The organism is Pseudoxanthomonas beigongshangi (genome assembly GCF_016820515.1).
GTDB classification, from domain to species: Bacteria; Pseudomonadota; Gammaproteobacteria; order Xanthomonadales; family Xanthomonadaceae; genus Pseudoxanthomonas_A; species Pseudoxanthomonas_A beigongshangi.
Window position 1 is genome coordinate 1 of the sequence record NZ_JADHDV010000042.1, and the last position, 17,483, is coordinate 17,483.

Below are 17,483 nucleotides of genomic sequence, written 5' to 3' on the forward strand. Positions count from 1 at the left end.
GCCGCCGCCGGCGCGGACGCGGTGCCGGTCGCACTGCGCCGCCGGCAACGGCATGCCCGCGCCTTCGCCGCGTGGCTGCAACGCCACTTCGAACCCGACGCACCGGACTGGCCGGCGATCGCGCCCGGCACCGTGGTGTGCCGTTGTGAGGACGTCACCGTGGATCAACTGCAGCGGTTCGCCGACGCGCGCGACGCCAAGCTGGCCACCCGCTGCGGCATGGGCGCGTGCCAGGGCCGGATCTGCGGTACCGCGCTCACCGAATGGGGGCTGCTCGCCGGCCCCGTCTCCGCCGGGGACCGCCGTCCCCCCGTGTTTCCGGCCCGCATAGACACGCTGGCCGACTTTTCCGTTCCTACCCAGACAGGTGCATCACCATGAATCCAAGCCAATTCCTGCGCGGCGTCCTGCCCGCCATCACCACGCCTTTCACGCAAGACGGCAGCGTCGATCACGCCTTCCTGGCCGAACATGCGCGGAAGCTGGTCGATGCCGGCTGCACCGCGCTTGTGCCGTTGGGATCGCTGGGCGAAGCCGCGACCCTGAGTTTCGACGAGAAGATCGCGATCATCCGCACCCTGGTCGCGGCGGTCGGCGACCGCGCGCCGATCGTGCCCGGCATCGCCGCCCTGTCCACCGCCGAGGCGGTGCGGCTGGCGCGCGCGGCGAAGGAAGCCGGCGCGGGCGGCATGATGGTCCTGCCGGTCTACGTCTACACCAGTGATTGGCACGAAGCTTCCGCGCATGCGCGCGCGGTGCTGGAAGCGGTGGACCTGCCGGCCATCATCTACAACAACCCGATCGCCTACCGGACCGACATCACGCCGTCGCAGATTGCCGAGCTGGCGCGCGACTATCCGCATGTGCACGCGGTGAAGGAATCCTCCGGTGACGTGCGCCGCTTCGCCGCCATCAAGGAACTGACCGGCGACAAGCTGGTGCTGCTGGTGGGCATGGACGATGCGATCGTCGAAGGCCTGTCGATGGGCGCCGAGGGCTGGATCGCCGGCCTCGTGAACGCTTATCCGCGCGAGTCCGTGCGCCTGTTCGAACTTGCCCGCGACGGCGGCTACACGGCCGCGCGCGAACTCTACGAATGGTTCCTGCCGCTGCTGCGGCTGGACACGGTCGCCAAGTTCGTCCAGCTGATCAAGCTGGTGCAGGCGCAGGTCGGCATGGGCAGCGAACACGTTCGCGCGCCGCGCCTGCCGGTGGAAGGCGCCGAACGCGAAGCGGCGCTGGCGGTCATCCGTCATGCCATCGCCCATCCGCCGCGGCAGTCATGAGCGGGCCGGCGGCGCCGGTCCTGCTGGCCGGCCAATGGCGGCAAAGCCAGGATGGATCCGGCGCGAATGGAGCCCATGCGTTCCAGGCCGATGATCCGGACAGCGGCGAAGCTTTCGGCACCGCGTATCCGATCAGCGGCGAGCGCGATCTGGAAACGGCGATCGCGTCGGCCTGCGCCGTCGTGGACGAACTCGCCGCAGCGGATCCGGCCGCCATCGCGGATTTCCTGGAGCGCTACGCCGACGCCATCGAGGCGAACCGCGAATCGCTGGCGGCGCTGGCGCAACGGGAAACCGGGTTGCCGGTTTCCCCGCGTTTCCTCGGTGCCGAGATTCCGCGCACCTGCGGCCAGTTGCGACTGGCCGCCGAGGCGGCGCGCAGCCACGCCTGGACCCTGCCGACCATCGACACCCGCAATGGCCTGCGCGCGTGGCTGGCGCCACTCGGCAAGCCGGTGCTGGTGCTGGGACCGGGCAACTTCCCGTTCGCGTTCAACGCAATTTCCGGCAGCGACTTCGCGTCCGCATTGGTGGCGCGCACGCCGGTGATCGCCAAGGCGCATCCCGGCCATCCCGGCACCAGCGAGCAGCTGGCGCGGCTGGCCCACGAGGCATTGGTCGCCAGCGGGCTGCCCGCCGCCAGCGTGCAGATGCTGTATCAGTTGCCGGAAGCGCTTGGCCTGCGCGCCGCCGGTGACGCCCGGATCGGCGCGGTCGCATTCACCGGAAGCCGTGCCGCCGGCGTCGCCTTGAAGCGCGCCGCGGACGCGGCCGGCGTGCTGTTCTACGGCGAACTCTCCAGCATCAATCCGGTACTGATGCTGCCAGGGGCATTGGCCGCGCGCGCGGAGACGCTGGCGCAGGAACTGCTGTCCTCCTGCACGCTCGGCGCCGGCCAGTTCTGCACCAACCCGGGGCTGGTGCTGGTGCCCGAGGGCAACGATGGCGACGTCTTCGTCGACACCGCGCGCCGCGGTTTCGCCGAGGCGCCGGAAGGCCTGCTGCTGTCGCGCGGCGGCCAGCGCCACCTGCGTGCCGCCGTGGAAGCGCTGATCGCGGCGGGCGCCACGCCGCTGGCCGGTGGTGGTGTCGCCAGCGGCGGTGGTTTCCGCTGTCGTCCGGCACTGCTGAGCGTGGACGGCGAGCGCTTCCTCGCCGCCGCGGACGCGCTTCAGCGGGAAGCCTTCGGACCCGTCACGCTGCTGGTGCGCGTACGCGATCCCGCGCAGATGGACGCCATCATCCGCACGCTGGAAGGCCAGCTGACCGGCACGATCTACCTGGCCGATGACGGTAGCGACGCCGACCTGTGGCGACAGCTGGCGCCGCCGTTGCGCGCGAAAGTGGGACGCCTGATCGCCAACCGCATGCCTACCGGCGTGGCGGTCAGCGCGGCGATGAACCACGGCGGCCCCTGGCCGAGCGCGAGCCATCCGGGCTTCACCTCGGTCGGGATGCCGGGTGCGATCAGGCGCTTCGCAGCCCTGCACAGCTACGACCAGGTGCCCGACGCGTTGTTGCCCGCGCCATTGCGGAACCGCAATCCCGGCCGCGTGCCGAGACTCGTCGACGGCAGCTGGACCGATCGCGATCTGGAGATTCCGGAATGAGTGCGCAGATCGGCCATCTCTCGCCGACGCAGGCGACCGGCATGCTGCATCCATGGGAACGGCGTGCCGCGCCCATCGCCGCGCAGGAGTACGAACAGCGAATCGAACGCGCGCGCGTGCTGATGCGGGCGCGCGGCGTGGATGCGCTGCTGGTCAACGCGGGTGCCTCGCTGCGATATTTCTGCGGGGTTCCGTGGGGCGCCAGCGAGCGGCTGGTGGCCCTGCTGATCACCGGGAATGGCCTGCCGGTGATGATTTGTCCTGCATTCGAAGCCGGTTCGCTGGAGGCGGTGCTGAAGATTCAAGTCGAACCCCGCCTGTGGGAAGAAGACGAGGACCCCTATGCGCGCGTGGCCCAGGCGATGAAGGAGCGTGGCGCGCGCACGCTGGCACTGGATCCGGCCGCCGCCTTCGCGATTCACCATGGCCTGTGCGAACACCTGGACGCACGCCGCATCTGCGAGGCGGGCGGGATCATCGACGGTTGCCGGATGTGCAAGTCGCCGGCGGAGCTGGCGCTGATGCAGCAGGCCTGCGACATGACCCTGCAGGTGCACCGGCTGGCGGCCGGCATCGCCTGCGAAGGCACCACCACCGCCGAACTGGTGCGCTTCATCGACGATGCCCACCGCGCGCTGGGCGCCGATGCCGGTTCCACGTTCTGCATCGTCCAGTTCGGCCATGCCACCGCGTTTCCGCATGGCGTGCCGGGCGTGCAGTCGCTGCGCGAAGGCGATCTGGTCCTGATCGATACCGGCTGCAGCGTGCAGGGCTACCACTCCGACATCACCCGCACCTGGATCCACGGTCGCGCCGATGACGAACAGCGTCGTATCTGGGATCTGGAACAGGCCGCGCAGGCGGCCGCGTTCGCGGCGGTGCGGCCCGGCGTGTCCTGCGAAAGCGTGGACCAGGCGGCGCGACGCGTGCTGGAGTCCGCCGGGCTGGGACCGGACTACCGGCTGCCCGGATTGCCGCATCGCACCGGGCACGGTTGCGGGCTGTCGGTGCACGAAGCGCCGTATCTGGTGCGCGGAAATGCCAGCGCGCTGCAGCCGGGCATGTGCTGCAGCAACGAACCGATGATCGTGGTGCCCGGTCGTTTCGGCGTGCGCCTGGAAGATCACTTCCACGTCACCGACGAAGGTGCGCGCTGGTTCACGCCGCCTTCGCCGGCCATCGATCAGCCGTTCGTCTGAGGCAATAACTGGCGTGGCGGGACCTGATGCGGGACCATGGAGCGCCGCGGGCGCGATGCCACGGCGCTTGCCTGGAGAGTTCCCATGCGAAACATCCTGCTCTGGTGCTGTCTGGTTCCGCTGATGGCGCTGGCATCCGATGACCCGGCGATACCTGCACACGTCCAGATCAGCGAGGGACCGGACGGTTATCGGCTCACCGTGGACGGTCATCCGTTCCTGATCCGTGGCGCGGGACTGGCGGATGGCAACCAGGAAGCACTCGCCGCGCGCGGTGGAAACTCGTTCCGGACCTGGAGCACCGGTACGGATCGGGCCAGGGTGGTCGGCATGCTGGATCGGGCGCGGCGCAACGGCCTGATGGTGGCGATGGGCATCGAAGTCGCGCGGGAACGCCACGGTTTCGATTACGGCGACTCGGCGGCGGTGGAAAGGCAGTGGAAGCGCGTCCGCGAGGAGGTACGTCTCTACCGGAATCATCCCGCGGTGCTGATGTGGGTGGTCGGCAACGAACTGAACCTCGAATCCCGCGATCCGCGGGTATGGAACGCCGTCAACGACCTGGCGGTCATGATCCATCGCGAGGATCCCCATCATCCGGTGATGACCACGCTGGCGGGATTCGACCCGGATTTGATGGAGCTGATCAGGACGCGCGCGCCAGCCCTGGACCTGGTCGGGATCCAGCTGTACGGAGATATCGTGGATCTTCCTGCGAAGCTGGAACGCAGCCGCTGGACGGGGCCTTACGTCGTCACCGAGTGGGGACCGACCGGGCATTGGGAAAGCCCGCAGACCGATTGGGGCGCGCCCATCGAGGGCGATGCGTCGCGGAAGGCGGCATGGCTCCAAGAGCGCTACCAGCGCGTGATCGCGCGCGATACCCGCCAGGGGTTGGGTTCCTACGTGTTTCTCTGGGGCGACAAGCAGGAGCGAACGCCCACCTGGTACGGCCTGTTCCTGGCGAGTGGGGAAAGCACCCCGGGCGTCGATACGATGCAATACCTGTGGACCGGCCAATGGCCACGAAATCGCGCGCCATCAATCACCCCGATTGCCATCGACGGGAAGCAAGCGGAAAGCAGTCTGGTCTTGCTGCCCGGACAACGCGTCACCGCCCGGACCACCAGCGAGGATCCGGATGCCGACCGGTTGACGTTCCGCTGGCGGATCCGCGAAGAGAGCAGGGCCACCACGGTGGGGGGCGACGCGGAAGCCGTGCCGCCCGCGGTAGCGTTCAAAGGGGAGGAGGATGGCCGTGGAGGCATCTCCTTCCAGGCGCCCGTGGTCGCCGGCAACTATCGGCTGTTCGTGGAGGTGCATGACGGGCGGGGGCATGCCGCATACGCGAACTTCCCATTCCGGGTCGCCGCATCGCAGTGAAATCACGGCCCGGGGGCATCCGTCTGGACCGCGCCCACGCACCGACGGCTCGCCAAACGCATCGATGTCCGGCGACACACGCTGGACACGCGGCAGATCCGGACATGGGTTGACAGCGCTGTCATGTGACTGCTAAACCATGCCGCCATTCGACGCACCGCGTCGGGACAGCGGCTGCCAGGTGCGGCGTCCGAATGTGCGGTCATTGGTTGCGGCGTCGCGACGGGGGCGGATGAAGAATGCGCAGTCGAATCGAGGACGTGGCGGCGGCGGCGGGTGTGTCCATGAAGACCGTCTCCCGGGTGCTGAACCATGAACCCAACGTGCGCGAGGAAACGCGCCAGCGGGTGATGCAGGCCGTGGAGGCGCTGCAATACCGGCCGAACCTCTCGGCACGCAGCCTGGCCGGCCAGCGCTCATACACGGTGGCGCTGGTCTACAACAACCCTTCGCGCAATTACCTGATGGAAGTGCAGGGCGGAATGCTGGAGGCATGCCGCGCCAGTCACTACAACCTGGTGCTGGCACCGGTCGGCGCGCCACGCCTGCGGAAGGCAGCGGACCTCAGGGCCGTTTTCGAGCATTTCGCGCCGGATGGCGTGGTGCTGATTCCTCCCCTGACCGACGACGCGACGGTGCTGGAATACCTCGAAGAACATGAGGTTCCTTTCGCCTGCATCGCGCCGAGGCATTCGACGGGGCGAATCGGCGTGATGATGGACGAGACCGCGGCGGTCATCGAGTTGGTTCGCGGCCTGATCGCGCTGGGGCACCACCGGATCGGGCACATCAAGGGACCGCCCGCGCATGGAGCCTGCCTCTGGCGCTACCGCGGCTACAGGCAGGCGCTGAAAGCGGCGGGCATCGACGAAGAGCCAGGCCTGGTCGTGCAGGGAAGGTTCTCCTTCGAATCGGGCATCGAAGCCGTACATCGCCTGCTGGACATGGCACACCCGCCCACGGCCATCTTCGCGGCCAACGACGACATGGCGGCGGGTTGTATCCGTGTTGCTTCCCTGCGCGGACTTCGTGTGCCCGCCGACCTTTCCATCTGCGGATTCGACGACACGCCTATCGCGCGACATATCCATCCCGCCCTGACCACGGTGCGTCAACCGACTTCCGAGATGGGGCGAATGGCGACGATGGAACTGTTGGCGAGGATCCGCTCCCCCGATGCTGGGCGGATGGTGCATGTGGAGCACGAAGTGCTGTTCCGCGAGTCGACGGGGCACCCGCCGCGCGCATGCTAGGTCCGTTGTCCGATCAAGTCCATATCGGACATGCGCAGGACATCGGCGGACAAGTGAGTGTCTACGCCAGATAAAACAGCGCGGCGTGCCACACGCGAGTCGTTCTTCCCGCGTGTTTATGTACACGTGTATAGAAAAAAATGAAACGAATTTCAGTAGAAGAATATTGCTGGCCCAATGACTGGAAAACGATTTCAGCTGCATTGCACAAATGACGAAAAAGGCTGAAAACAAGTGTTTTTAAACAACCAAAAGCAAAAATGACGCGAAAGTTGACAACGCTGTCAATCGGGCGTCCAATTCGGCGCCAGCAGAGGTGACAGCTATCGCCTGAGCAAACGCGCGTCGTGCAGTTCGTGAATTTCCGGGGAGGAAGATCCATGAAGCAGGTGTTCGTTCCGAAGAAGAAACTCCTGACGTCGGCACTGTTGCTGGCATTGGCCAGTCCGGCCTGGTCGCAGGAAAGCGCGCAGAACGAGGGGAATGCGCAGGGCACGCCGCCGCAGGCTGACCCAGCCACTCTCGATACCGTCACGGTCACCGGTATCCGTGGCAGTTTCATGTCGTCGATGAACCTGAAGCGTGATTCACAGGGCGTGATCGACGGTATCGTTGCCGAGGACATCGGCAAGTTCCCCGACACCAACCTCGCAGAATCCCTGCAGCGGATCAGCGGCGTGTCCATCGATCGCTCGCTCGGCGAGGGTTCCAAGGTCACCGTGCGCGGCGTCGGACCGGACTTCAACCTCGTGTTGTTGAACGGCAGGCAGATGCCTGGCGGCTTGTTGGGGACCGGCGGTGCGGGTGTTTCCAATTCGCGCGCCTTCGATTTCGCCAATCTGGCCTCCGAAGCGATCAGCGCCATCGAGGTCTACAAGACGGCGCGCTCGGACACGCCCAGCGGCGGCATCGGCGCGACCATCAACATCAAGACCGCACGCCCGCTCGACNAAGACCGCACGCCCGCTCGACAATCCCGGATTGGTCGCCAGTGTCGGACTCAAGGCCGTCAACGACACCACGGTGGACAATCTGCCCCGCACCTTCAAGGGCGAGTCGGTCACCCCGGAAATCTCGGGCATCTTCAGCAACACCTTCGCCGACGGAAAGTTCGGCGTGGCTTTGTCGGCCAGCTACCAGGAGCGTGATTTCGGTTTCAGCCAGGCGTCGGTCGCCAACGGCTGGGCCAAGTTCCGTGGCGATGACACCACCAGCTGGAACCGGTTGCCGCAACCGGGCGAACCCAACTCCGAGCTCATCACCAACCGGCCGGGACCCAACGACGTCTATTCGCGGCCGCAGAACACCGGCTACAGCGTCAACGGCGTGCAGCGCCAGCGCACCAACGGCCAACTCGTCCTGCAATGGGCTCCCACCGACCGGGTGACCACGACGCTGGACTACACCTATTCGGAAAACAAGATCCAGCAGCAGCGCAGCGAGCTTTCGGTCTGGTTCAACTACCAGCCGGGCGAGAGCACCTGGACCGATGGTCCGGTATCGGCGCCTACCTCCTACTCGGAGTTCACCTCGGGGACGGCGGACGTGGCCATGGGCGGTGCGCAGTTCGCCACCAAGAGCGAGAACAAGTCGCTTGGCTTCAACGTCGAGTGGGAAGTCAACGACACGCTGAACCTCGAATTCGACTATCACGACTCCACCGCCGAGACGATGCCGGACAGCCCCTATGGATCGGCCGGCGTGCTGGCCGCGGCGGCCTTCGTGCGCGGCACCACCACCGTCGACTACAGCCGTCCGTTGCCGATCGTGCACATGGAGTTCCCCAATGGTGGGGTGGAGCCCTCGCGCGCGCTGGTGACCGGTTCGGTCTTCCACAACAGCTATACCAAATCGGAAGTTGAACAGGGTCAGGTCAAGGGTCGCTTCAAGTTCGGCGACTACTCCGGGCTGGATTTCGGCGTGGCTTCGACCGAAGTGCAGAACCGGACAGCCTACGGGTACATGCAGCGCGATACCTGGGGCGGCGTGGGCCAGCCCGGCGACTACGACGACGACATCTGGTACGCGGACGACATGTCGCGTTACTTCAGCAGCTTCGACAACCACAGCGACCCCCGCTGGAGCAGCCGGTTCCTGGTGTTCGATTTCGAACGCCTGCGCCAGCGCGCCGCGCAGGTCGGCGACGAGAACAATCCGGCATGCCCGACCTGCTACGTGGCACCGGACGAGTTCACCCGCGACATGCGCACGACGGAAAAGTCAAAGAGCGCGTTCCTGCAGTGGACCACGACCTGGGACTGGAAGGTGCCCATCCACGCCGCGGTCGGGGTCCGCTACGAAAAGACCGACGTGGAATCCACCGCGCTGGTGCCGATCGGACAGACCATCACCTGGCTGTCCGCCAACGAGATGGTGGTGAACTACGGCGAGGCCGGCTTCACCCAGCTGGAAGGCGACTACGCCTACTGGCTGCCCAATCTCGATCTGCGCGCGGACCTGAGCGACAACATGGTCCTGCGTGCCAGCTACGGCCGGACCATCGGCCGGCCCGGCTGGGAGCAGATCCAGGGCGGCAAGACCATCGCCAACATCGTGCGCGTGGACGGTGGCGATGGCAGCCAGGGCAACCCGGCGCTCAAGCCGCTCGTGTCGGACAACTTCGACGTCTCGTTCGAGTGGTATTACGGCGAGGCAAGCTTCGTTTCGGTGGGCTACTTCCGCAAGAACATCGACAACTACATCGGCACCACCCAGGTCGCCGATACCTCCTTCGGGCTGCATACGCCGGTGGGCGGCACCTACTGGAACAATGCGATCGATGCCGGCTGCCCGGCCACCGACATGGTATGCATCCGCAACTACATCTTCCGCAATCATGATGGCGACCCCGGGGTGACCCATACCGGCACCAACAGCAACGGCGAGGAGACCGGAACCATCGTCGGTCAGCCGGGGGATCCGGTCGCCAGTTTCGACATCACGGTGCCGGCCAACCAGAAATCGGCGTCGCTGGATGGCTGGGAATTCAACGTCCAGCACATGATCGAGGACACCGGTTTCGGCATCGCCGCCAACTACACCATCGTCAATTCGAGCCTGACCTACGACAACTACAATCTCGGCGAACAGTTCGCGCTGGAAGGTCTTAGCGATTCCTTCAACGTGGTCGGGTTCTACGACAAGGACAAGTGGCAGATACGACTGGCGTACAACTGGCGCGACAGGTTCCTGTCGAGCCGCTTCGATGGCCAGGGGCCCAATCCGAACTACACCGAGCCCTACGGGCAACTGGACGCCAACATCAGCTACCAGTTCAACGACCGCCTGAGCCTGAGCCTGGAAGGCATCAACCTGACCGACGAAACCCAGCGCGTCCACGGGCGGCACGTGAACCAGGCGTTGTGGGTCACCCAGAACGGACCACGCTACATGTTCGGGCTGCGCTACAAGTTCTGAAACCAGGCCCATGAAAGGCCGGGCCACCGCCAACGCGCGGGTCCGGCCTATCATGGGCCAGCCCGGACAGCACGGTTCCCGCAATGCCCCGACACGCCCTGCTCAACAACATCGATCACCGCGATCTGCGTATCGACGTCCGCCGCGGCGAGGCGCTGGGCGACGCGGTCATGCTGGCGCCGATCTTCCCGGCCGAGTTCCGCGCCATCCAGCCGCACTATCCGATCGTGTTCCAGCGCCTGCAGGACGGTAGCTTCCAGCCGGTGGCGCTGTTCGGGTTCGAGCCGGGGCAGAACCTGTTCCTGGAAGGGGACGACTGGCAGGCACCCTATCTTCCGCTGTCGGTGGAGCGGCAGCCTTTCCTGATCGGCGCCTCGGGCGGGGAACTGCTCATCCATGTGGATCTGGATCACCCTCGCGTTGGCGGGCATTCGGGAGAGGCCGTGTTCCGCGAACATGGCGGAACCAGCGACTACCTGGAGCGGATCAACTCCGTGTTGCTGGCGTTGCACGACGGGCTTGCCGCCAACCCGGTGCTGTCGGCCGCATTGCTGGCGCACGGCCTGCTGGAATCCTTCGTACTCGATATCTCCCTGGATGACGGTACGCCATGCCGGCTGGCGGGCTTCCACACGATCCACGAGGAACGCCTGAAAGCGCTGGACGCCGGGGCACTGGCCAGCCTGCATGCCGCCGGCCACCTGGAAGCGATCTACATGGCGATTGCCTCGCTCTCCAATTTTCGCGACCTCATCGCCAGGCTCAATGGCCGTCATGCTGCCTGCCGCTGAACCCATCGAGGAGGTCAACGACGTCGACCCGCAGGCATTGCCGGCACGGCTGCTGGGCTCGTCCCGGCCGGTGATCCTGCGCGGACTGGTTGCCCATTGGCCGATGGTCCAGGTAGCGCGGCGCTCGACGGAGGAGGCGATCGCGTACCTGAAGGGATTTGAGCGTCCCGGCGCGCCGCCGGTGGTGGCGACGGTCGGGCCTCCGGACATCCGCGGCCGATTCTTCTATGACGCGGATCTGCAGGGATTCAATTTCAGGCAGGAAAAGGTGCCGCTGGGCGTGGCGCTGGACACGCTGCGCAAATACCTGCCGGACCCGGCGCCGCCGGCCATCTACGTCGCCTCCACCACTCTCGATACGTGGCTGCCCGGATTCCGCGAACACAACGATCTTTGGCTCGGCGAGCGCGAGGCGCTGGCAAGCATCTGGATCGGCAACCGGACCCGCATCGCCGCGCACCAGGACGTGCCCGACAACCTGGCCTGCGTCGTCGCCGGCCGGCGGCGCGTCACCCTGTTCCCGCCGGATCAGCTCGCGAACCTGTACGTGGGACCCCTCGATTTCACCCCGGCGGGGCAGCCGATCAGCCTGGTCGATTTCGCCGCGCCCGATCCGGAGCGCCACCCGCGCTTCGCAGAGGCGTGGAAACACGCGCGGGTGGCCGAACTGGCGCCCGGCGACGCGGTGCTGATTCCGTCGATGTGGTGGCACCACATGGAGGGACTGGAACCTTTCAATGTGCTGGTCAACTACTGGTGGCGGCAATCGCCGGCCTGGATGGACACGCCGATGAACGCGCTGATGCTGGCGCTGATGACGGTGCGCGATCTTCCGCCGGAACAGCGTGCCATCTGGCGAGACGTGTTCGATCACTACGTGTTCCTGCCCGGCGAAGCCACCGCCGGGCACATGCCGGAAGCCGCCCGCCGCGTGCTCGGGCCGATGGACGAGAACCGGGCGCGCGAGTTGCGCGCACGCCTGCTGAAAAGACTCAACCGCTGAGGAGACATCATGGCGCAGGCCGAAGGCATCAACGGAAAAACCGTCAGGCGCGTGGTCATTGCCGGCGGCGGCACGGCGGGCTGGATGGCGGCGGCGGCACTGTCACGGATGCTGGGCAGGGTACTGGACATCACCCTGGTGGAATCGGAGGAGATCGGGACGGTGGGCGTCGGCGAAGCCACCATTCCCACCCTCGTGACCTTCCATCGCCTGCTGGAGATCAACGAGCAGGAGTTCATGGCCGCCACCCAGGGCACGATCAAGCTCGGCATCTCCTTCGAAGGCTGGCGCGAGGTCGGGCATCGCTACATCCACTCGTTCGGCGTCACCGGACGCGACCACTGGATGGCGAACTTCCACCACTTCTGGATGCGTGCCCATGCGCTGGGGCTGGCGGGGAGCTACGACGATTACTGCATCGAATTGAAGGCGGCGCTGGAGGACCGGTTCGCGCACCTGCCGCGCTACCAGATGAACTACGCCTACCACCTGGACGCCAGCCTGTACGCACGCTTCCTGCGCCGCTTCAGCGAGGGCTACGGGGTCCGCAGGGTGGAAGGCAAGATCGCGGACGTGCAGGTCGATGAGACGTCGGGCTGCATCGCCGCGTTGCGCCTGGAGAATGGCGACGTGATCGAGGGCGACTTGTTCCTGGACTGCACGGGCTTTCGCGCGTTGCTGATCGGCAAGGCGCTCAACGTGGGATTCACTGACTGGTCGCACTGGCTGCTCAATGACAGTGCGCTCGCCACCCAGACCACCGCCGTGCGCGACGCGGTGCCGTACACGCGCGCGATCGCCGGCAAGGCGGGCTGGCAATGGCGGATTCCACTGCAGCACCGGGTAGGCAACGGCATCGTGTACTCCAGCCGCTTCATCGGCGACGACGAGGCGCGCGAGGAGTTCCTGTCCAGCCTGGAAGGCGAGATCATCAAGCAGCCTTGGCCGGTGAGGTTCCGGCCTGGCCAGCGGCACAAGTGCTGGAGCCGGAACTGCGTGGCGCTGGGGCTTGCGGGCAGCTTCATCGAACCGCTGGAATCCACCACCATCCATCTGATCCAGCGAGGCATCCTGCGCCTGCTGCATGCCTTTCCGCATGTCATCACCCAGGAAGCCATCGACGACTACAACGCGCGCCTGGACGCGGAATTGCAGCACGTCCGGGATTTCGTCGTCCTGCACTACCATGCGACCCGGCGCCGGGACACGCCCTATTGGCGCACGGTCGGGACGATGGAGCTGCCGCCGTCGCTGCAGCGGCGGATCGATCTGTTCCGGGAGACGGGCAATGTCTACCACGTGCCGACGGAGCTGTTCGCGGAGAACTCCTGGATCCAGGTGATGACCGGGCAAGGCATCGTCCCGAAGCGCCATCACCCGCTGGCCGACGTGATGGGCGAAGCCGAACTGGCCCGCTTCATGCGCGAGATCCGGGAAGGCGTGGACGCCACCGTGCGCCAGCTGCCCGCGCACATGGATTATCTTCGCGGCTATTGTCCCGGCGAGCGACCGCAGGCCCTGCCGGCCTGAACAGCGATCAGAGGCGGTAGTGGCTCGCTGGCGGCGGGAAGCGGCTGCTCTGGTCCGCCGGCAGCATCAGGCCGGCGCCGAGTTCGACCAGGCGCGACCAGACGTAGGGTTGCAGGTCCACCGGCGCGCCGGCATAGACGCGGGCCCACAGGTCGTCCAGGAATTCCTGCGCGGGTTGGCGCACGAGGCCACGCGCCAGCCGGTCGCTGGCGGCATCCAGAGCAATCCGGATTTCGGCCAAGGTCTCCATGCGGCGGACTATACGAAGGCCGCGTTCTGATTGTGTGACAGCCGGCGCCGGCGATCCTATTCCGTGACCGGTTCCGCGGTTGCCACGCCGTGCAGGCCCAGGCCGTGCCGCTTGGCGTGCCGTTTGGCGGCAGCGGCGTCGGAGGCGACCTGCTCGGCGCTGTCGTAGCGGGCCGGGTCCACCTGGACCACGCCGATGGTCAGGGTGGTCAGCGGGAAGGTGGTGTAGCGGCCGCTGCGGTCTTCGCTTTCCAGCACGCCACGCGCCAGGTCCGGTTCGTCGAACAGCGCCCGCGAGGCGGCGTTGAAGTCGGCGATGATGTCGCGGCAGCGCCGCTCCCAGTCCTCGCTCTGCAGCAGCACCACGAAATCGTCGCCGCCGACATGGCCGACGAAATCCATGCTCGGCGCCACGTGCTTGAGCAGGGTGGAGGCGACCAGCCGGATCATGCGGTCGCCGCGGAAGTAGCCGTACTGGTCGTTGTACGGCTTGAAGCTGTTGAGATCGCAGTAGGCCGCGACGAAGGAGCGACCGGTTTCGAGCAGGCGGCCGATATGCTCGGAGATGGGGATATTGCCGGGCAGCAGGGTCAGCGGATTGGCGTAGCGCGCAGCCTCGATGCGCAGTTCGGTCACCCGTCGCACCAGTGCTTCGCCGGTGCCCACGCCCAGGTAGCGACCGTCGCGGGTGATGATGAAGCCATCCGACAGGTAGCGCTGATCCTCGCCCAGCAGGATTTCCGACATCGCGTCGATGCTCTGGCCGACGTCGCAGACGATCGGCGCGGCGTGCATCAGCAGTACGCAGGATTTTCGGCCGTTGAGCTCGCGTGCGAACGGCACCGCCATGCGTTCATTGAATACCCGCCGGTTGATCAGGCCCAGTGGCTGGCCATCGGTGTCCACCACCGGCAGCGACGGCAAATCGGGATGATTGCGGAACAGCTGTTCCGCATCGAAGTTGCTTGCCTCGTCGGTCAGCGACGGCGCATCGATCAGCAGGTGCGCGGCGGTGACCCCGCGGAAATCGGAGGCGCGCCGCGCGCGCGGCCACACCGGCAATTTCTCGAAACGCGCCTCGCGGACTTCCGCCGGCACCGCCAGCGCCACCTCGCTGGCCGGGCGTCCCAGCAGGTAGCCCTGCGCGTAGGGGATGCCGAGATCCTTGATGATCGCCAGGTCCTGCAGGCGTTCGACGCCTTCGGCGACCAGTTCGGCGCCCAGGCTTTCGGCCACCTGCACCAGCGAGCGGACGATGCTCAGCCGACCCGGGCTGTCGGCGATGTGGTGGATCAGGTAGCGGTCGAGCTTGACGTACTCCGGCGACAACTCGTGCCAGAGCTCGAAGTTGGAATGGCCATTGCCGAAGTCGTCCAGGGCGATGCGGATGCCGGCCGCGCGCAGGTAGCCCAGCGCGTCGGCCAGCTGGCCGACGTCCTCGACGATGTCGCGTTCGGTAATCTCGATGACGAAGCGGCCCAGGTCGCGGCCGGCCGACAGCAGCACCTCGATGACCTGCTGCGGGCGCAGCGCGCCCTGCAGGATCGCGTGGGCGCTCAGGTTGACCAGCAGGCGGCCGCCGCGATCGAAGTCGAAGCTGCGCGCCAGCGTGCCGGCGGCGACGGTCTCCAGTTCGCCCAGGCGGCCGGCGGCGCGCGCGCGATCCAGCAGCTCCAGCGGCGAGCAGGCGCGGCCGGCGATGCGCATCAGCCCCTCGTGCGCGACCACCTTGTTGTCCTCCAATCGCACCACCGGCTGGAATGCCGCCAGCAGTTCGCGGCCACGCAGGACCGTGTCCAGCAGCGGATCAGACGAGACGGCGGAATCGGGTGTGCACATGGGGCCGCGAACCTAGCGCGCCTTCATGACAGTTCCGCGACGCGGCTGATGACGTTCCGTCATCTGCAAGTGGCGCTTCGACATGGCGGTGATCACGCGACGTCATCGCGGTGTCGCACACACCGGGTACAACATCGTTGCCGCCGATGCACTGCGCAAACGGCCTGAAAACCGGCATTAAAGTCCAGAAGGAACCGGCCGATACCGATGCGGAATTCTGCCCGGAGTCCGCCATGCCGACCGCCTTCCGCCTGCCTTTCTCCTGGAAGCGCCCGTTTCCCCGACGCCTTTCCTTCCGCGACACCCACGCCGCGCTGACACGGTGGCTGGGGCGGATGACGATAGCCGGCAAGCTGCGCCTGTGCGCATGGGTGGCCGGCGCGGGATTGTCGCTGATCGCGCTGTCGTATTGGCAGGCCAGCACCGGACAGGCGCGCGCCGCCGCCAGCTTCCAGGCGCAACAGGGCTACGGTGCGCTGCTCGCCGCGCTGGAGCGCCAGGTCGAGCAGACCCGGCGATTGCAGACGGTCTATGCGACCCGCCTGGATGACGCCGATCGCGATGCCCTGCGGCAGGCGCAGCAGCGTTTGCGTCGCGATCTGGAACGACTGCGCAAGCATCCGGCCGGCGCGGCGGACAGGAAACTGCTGGACGCGGCGGCCGGCCGCATCGACGAGTTCGCCGCCGGCATCGATGCGCTGAACGCACGGGTGGACGAGATGGGACAGGGCGACGCCAGCCTGTCCGCGACCTTGCGCGGTTCCGGCCAGGCGCTGGAAGAGGCGGTGCAGGTCGAGCAGGTCGTGGCGCTGGACGCCCCGATGCAGCGGATGCGCCGTTTCGAGAGCGAGTTCCTTCGCAGTGGCGATTCCGCATTGGCGGACCGGGTCAGCGAGGAGAAGCTGCCGTTCGAACTGGCGCTGTCGGCGAGCCGCATCGACGAGGTTCGGCGCGACGAGCTTCGCCAGCAGGCGGAGGCTTACCAGGCGGCACTGCTGGCGTATACCGCCGCGCGGGTCGGACTGGACGTGGAAGTCTCGTCGCTGGAAGACACCGCCGCCGCCATCGCGCCGGCGCTGGCGGATCTGGAGCAGGCCCGCGAACGCGGGTTGGCCATCGCGGCGCGCCAGCAGCGCTCGCAACGGTTCGGCATGGCGGTGTTGTTCGTGGTGACGCTCGCCGGCGTCGCGCTGGTGTTGGGCGGCGTGTTGTGGGCGGTGCTGCGGGCGGTGCGCCGGCCCCTGGCCGAAGCCGCCGAAGTGGCGGGCGCCATCGCCGACGACCGCCTCGACACGGCCGTGCGGGTCGACAATCCGCATGACGAAATCGGCCAGCTGATGACGTCGCTGGCGCACATGCAGGCCCGCCTGCGCGAACGCATCGCAGGCGAGCGCGCGGCGGCCCGCGAGAACGCGCGCATCCGCCAGGCGATGGACCACGCGCATGCGGGATTGATGGTGCTCGCCGCCGACGGCACGATCGCTTTCGCCAACCACGGTCTGCGCGAGGCGTTGGCGGGTCACGGCATCGCGGCGCCGGACGGCCTGCCGCTGGAAAAGCTGGATGACACGCTGGCGCCGATGGCGCGACGCATCCAGGACGAGGAGGCGGGTTTCGAACAGACCCTCACGCTGGGCGAGCAAGACTATCTGCTGGTCGCCAGCCCGATCCGGATCGACGGGGAACGGATGGGTGCCACCCTGGAATGGAAGAGCCTGGCGTTGGAGAAGATGGTGGAGCGCGAGATCACCGCGCTGCTGCGCGCGGCGGCGGAGGGCGACCTCGCGGGCCGCATCGAGGTGTCCGGCAAGCAGGGCTACCTGCAACCGTTGGCGCGCAGCATCAACGCGCTGTTCGAGGTCCTGCAGGGCAATCTGTCCAAACTCCAATACGTGTTGTCCGCGCTCTCGCAGGGCGACCTGA

12 protein-coding genes and 1 pseudogene are annotated in these 17,483 nt (G+C 66.8%); 11 read left to right on the plus strand and 2 right to left on the minus strand.

Annotation, left to right across the window (positions count from 1 at the left end; genetic code table 11):
- The 10 genes and pseudogenes from IQ458_RS18715 to IQ458_RS18760 all read left to right on the plus strand — a co-directional run.
- The coding region (locus IQ458_RS18715) for a bacterioferritin-associated ferredoxin (protein ID WP_484573280.1) at nucleotides 1–381 on the plus strand (381 nt) is incomplete at its 5' end.
- Nucleotides 378–1,286 carry a dihydrodipicolinate synthase family protein gene (locus tag IQ458_RS18720; RefSeq protein WP_183639446.1) on the plus strand — a complete coding sequence of 303 codons (909 nt, stop codon included), beginning with the start codon at nucleotides 378–380 and terminating at the stop codon, nucleotides 1,284–1,286. The genes IQ458_RS18715 and IQ458_RS18720, both read left to right, overlap by 4 nt.
- Nucleotides 1,283–2,896: an aldehyde dehydrogenase family protein gene (locus IQ458_RS18725; protein WP_203323766.1), complete on the plus strand. Its 1,614-nt coding sequence runs from the start codon at nucleotides 1,283–1,285 to the stop codon at nucleotides 2,894–2,896. The genes IQ458_RS18720 and IQ458_RS18725 overlap by 4 nt, the downstream gene beginning before the upstream one ends.
- Complete coding sequence (locus tag IQ458_RS18730) at nucleotides 2,815–4,095, plus strand: M24 family metallopeptidase (protein ID WP_425504722.1); 1,281 nt, start codon at nucleotides 2,815–2,817, stop codon at nucleotides 4,093–4,095. Before IQ458_RS18725 ends, IQ458_RS18730 begins: the two co-directional genes overlap by 82 nt.
- 84 nt (nucleotides 4,096–4,179) lie before the next feature.
- Nucleotides 4,180–5,478, plus strand: coding sequence for a glycoside hydrolase family 2 TIM barrel-domain containing protein (locus tag IQ458_RS18735; protein ID WP_203323768.1), 1,299 nt, complete (start codon nucleotides 4,180–4,182; stop codon nucleotides 5,476–5,478).
- Nucleotides 5,479–5,717: 239 nt separating this feature from the next.
- Nucleotides 5,718–6,731 carry a LacI family DNA-binding transcriptional regulator gene (locus IQ458_RS18740; protein ID WP_203323769.1) on the plus strand — a complete coding sequence of 338 codons (1,014 nt, stop codon included), beginning with the start codon at nucleotides 5,718–5,720 and terminating at the stop codon, nucleotides 6,729–6,731.
- Between the two features lie 380 nt (nucleotides 6,732–7,111).
- A pseudogene (locus tag IQ458_RS18745) lies at nucleotides 7,112–10,148 on the plus strand (TonB-dependent receptor).
- Nucleotides 10,149–10,231: 83 nt separating this feature from the next.
- Complete coding sequence (locus IQ458_RS18750; protein ID WP_203323770.1) at nucleotides 10,232–10,939, plus strand: SapC family protein; 708 nt, start codon at nucleotides 10,232–10,234, stop codon at nucleotides 10,937–10,939.
- Nucleotides 10,923–11,942 carry a cupin-like domain-containing protein gene (locus IQ458_RS18755; RefSeq protein ID WP_425504721.1) on the plus strand — a complete coding sequence of 340 codons (1,020 nt, stop codon included), beginning with the start codon at nucleotides 10,923–10,925 and terminating at the stop codon, nucleotides 11,940–11,942. The genes IQ458_RS18750 and IQ458_RS18755 overlap by 17 nt, the downstream gene beginning before the upstream one ends.
- 9 nt (nucleotides 11,943–11,951) lie before the next feature.
- The gene (locus IQ458_RS18760) at nucleotides 11,952–13,472 is read left to right on the plus strand and encodes a tryptophan halogenase family protein (RefSeq protein WP_192199595.1); all 1,521 of its coding nucleotides are present in this window, start codon (nucleotides 11,952–11,954) and stop codon (nucleotides 13,470–13,472) included.
- A 7-nt stretch (nucleotides 13,473–13,479) separates the two neighbouring features.
- Here the strand turns inward: IQ458_RS18760 and IQ458_RS18765 are convergent, their stop codons facing one another.
- The gene (locus tag IQ458_RS18765) at nucleotides 13,480–13,722 is read right to left on the minus strand and encodes a hypothetical protein (protein ID WP_203323771.1); all 243 of its coding nucleotides are present in this window, start codon (nucleotides 13,720–13,722) and stop codon (nucleotides 13,480–13,482) included.
- A 56-nt stretch (nucleotides 13,723–13,778) separates the two neighbouring features.
- Nucleotides 13,779–15,560, minus strand: a complete 1,782-nt coding sequence (locus IQ458_RS18770) for an EAL domain-containing protein (protein WP_203323772.1) — start codon at nucleotides 15,558–15,560, stop codon at nucleotides 13,779–13,781.
- A gap of 233 nt (nucleotides 15,561–15,793) precedes the next feature.
- Between IQ458_RS18770 and IQ458_RS18775 the strand changes: the two genes are divergently transcribed.
- Nucleotides 15,794–17,483, plus strand: a 1,690-nt coding sequence (locus tag IQ458_RS18775) for a HAMP domain-containing protein (protein WP_203323773.1), incomplete at its 3' end; no start/stop codon positions are given.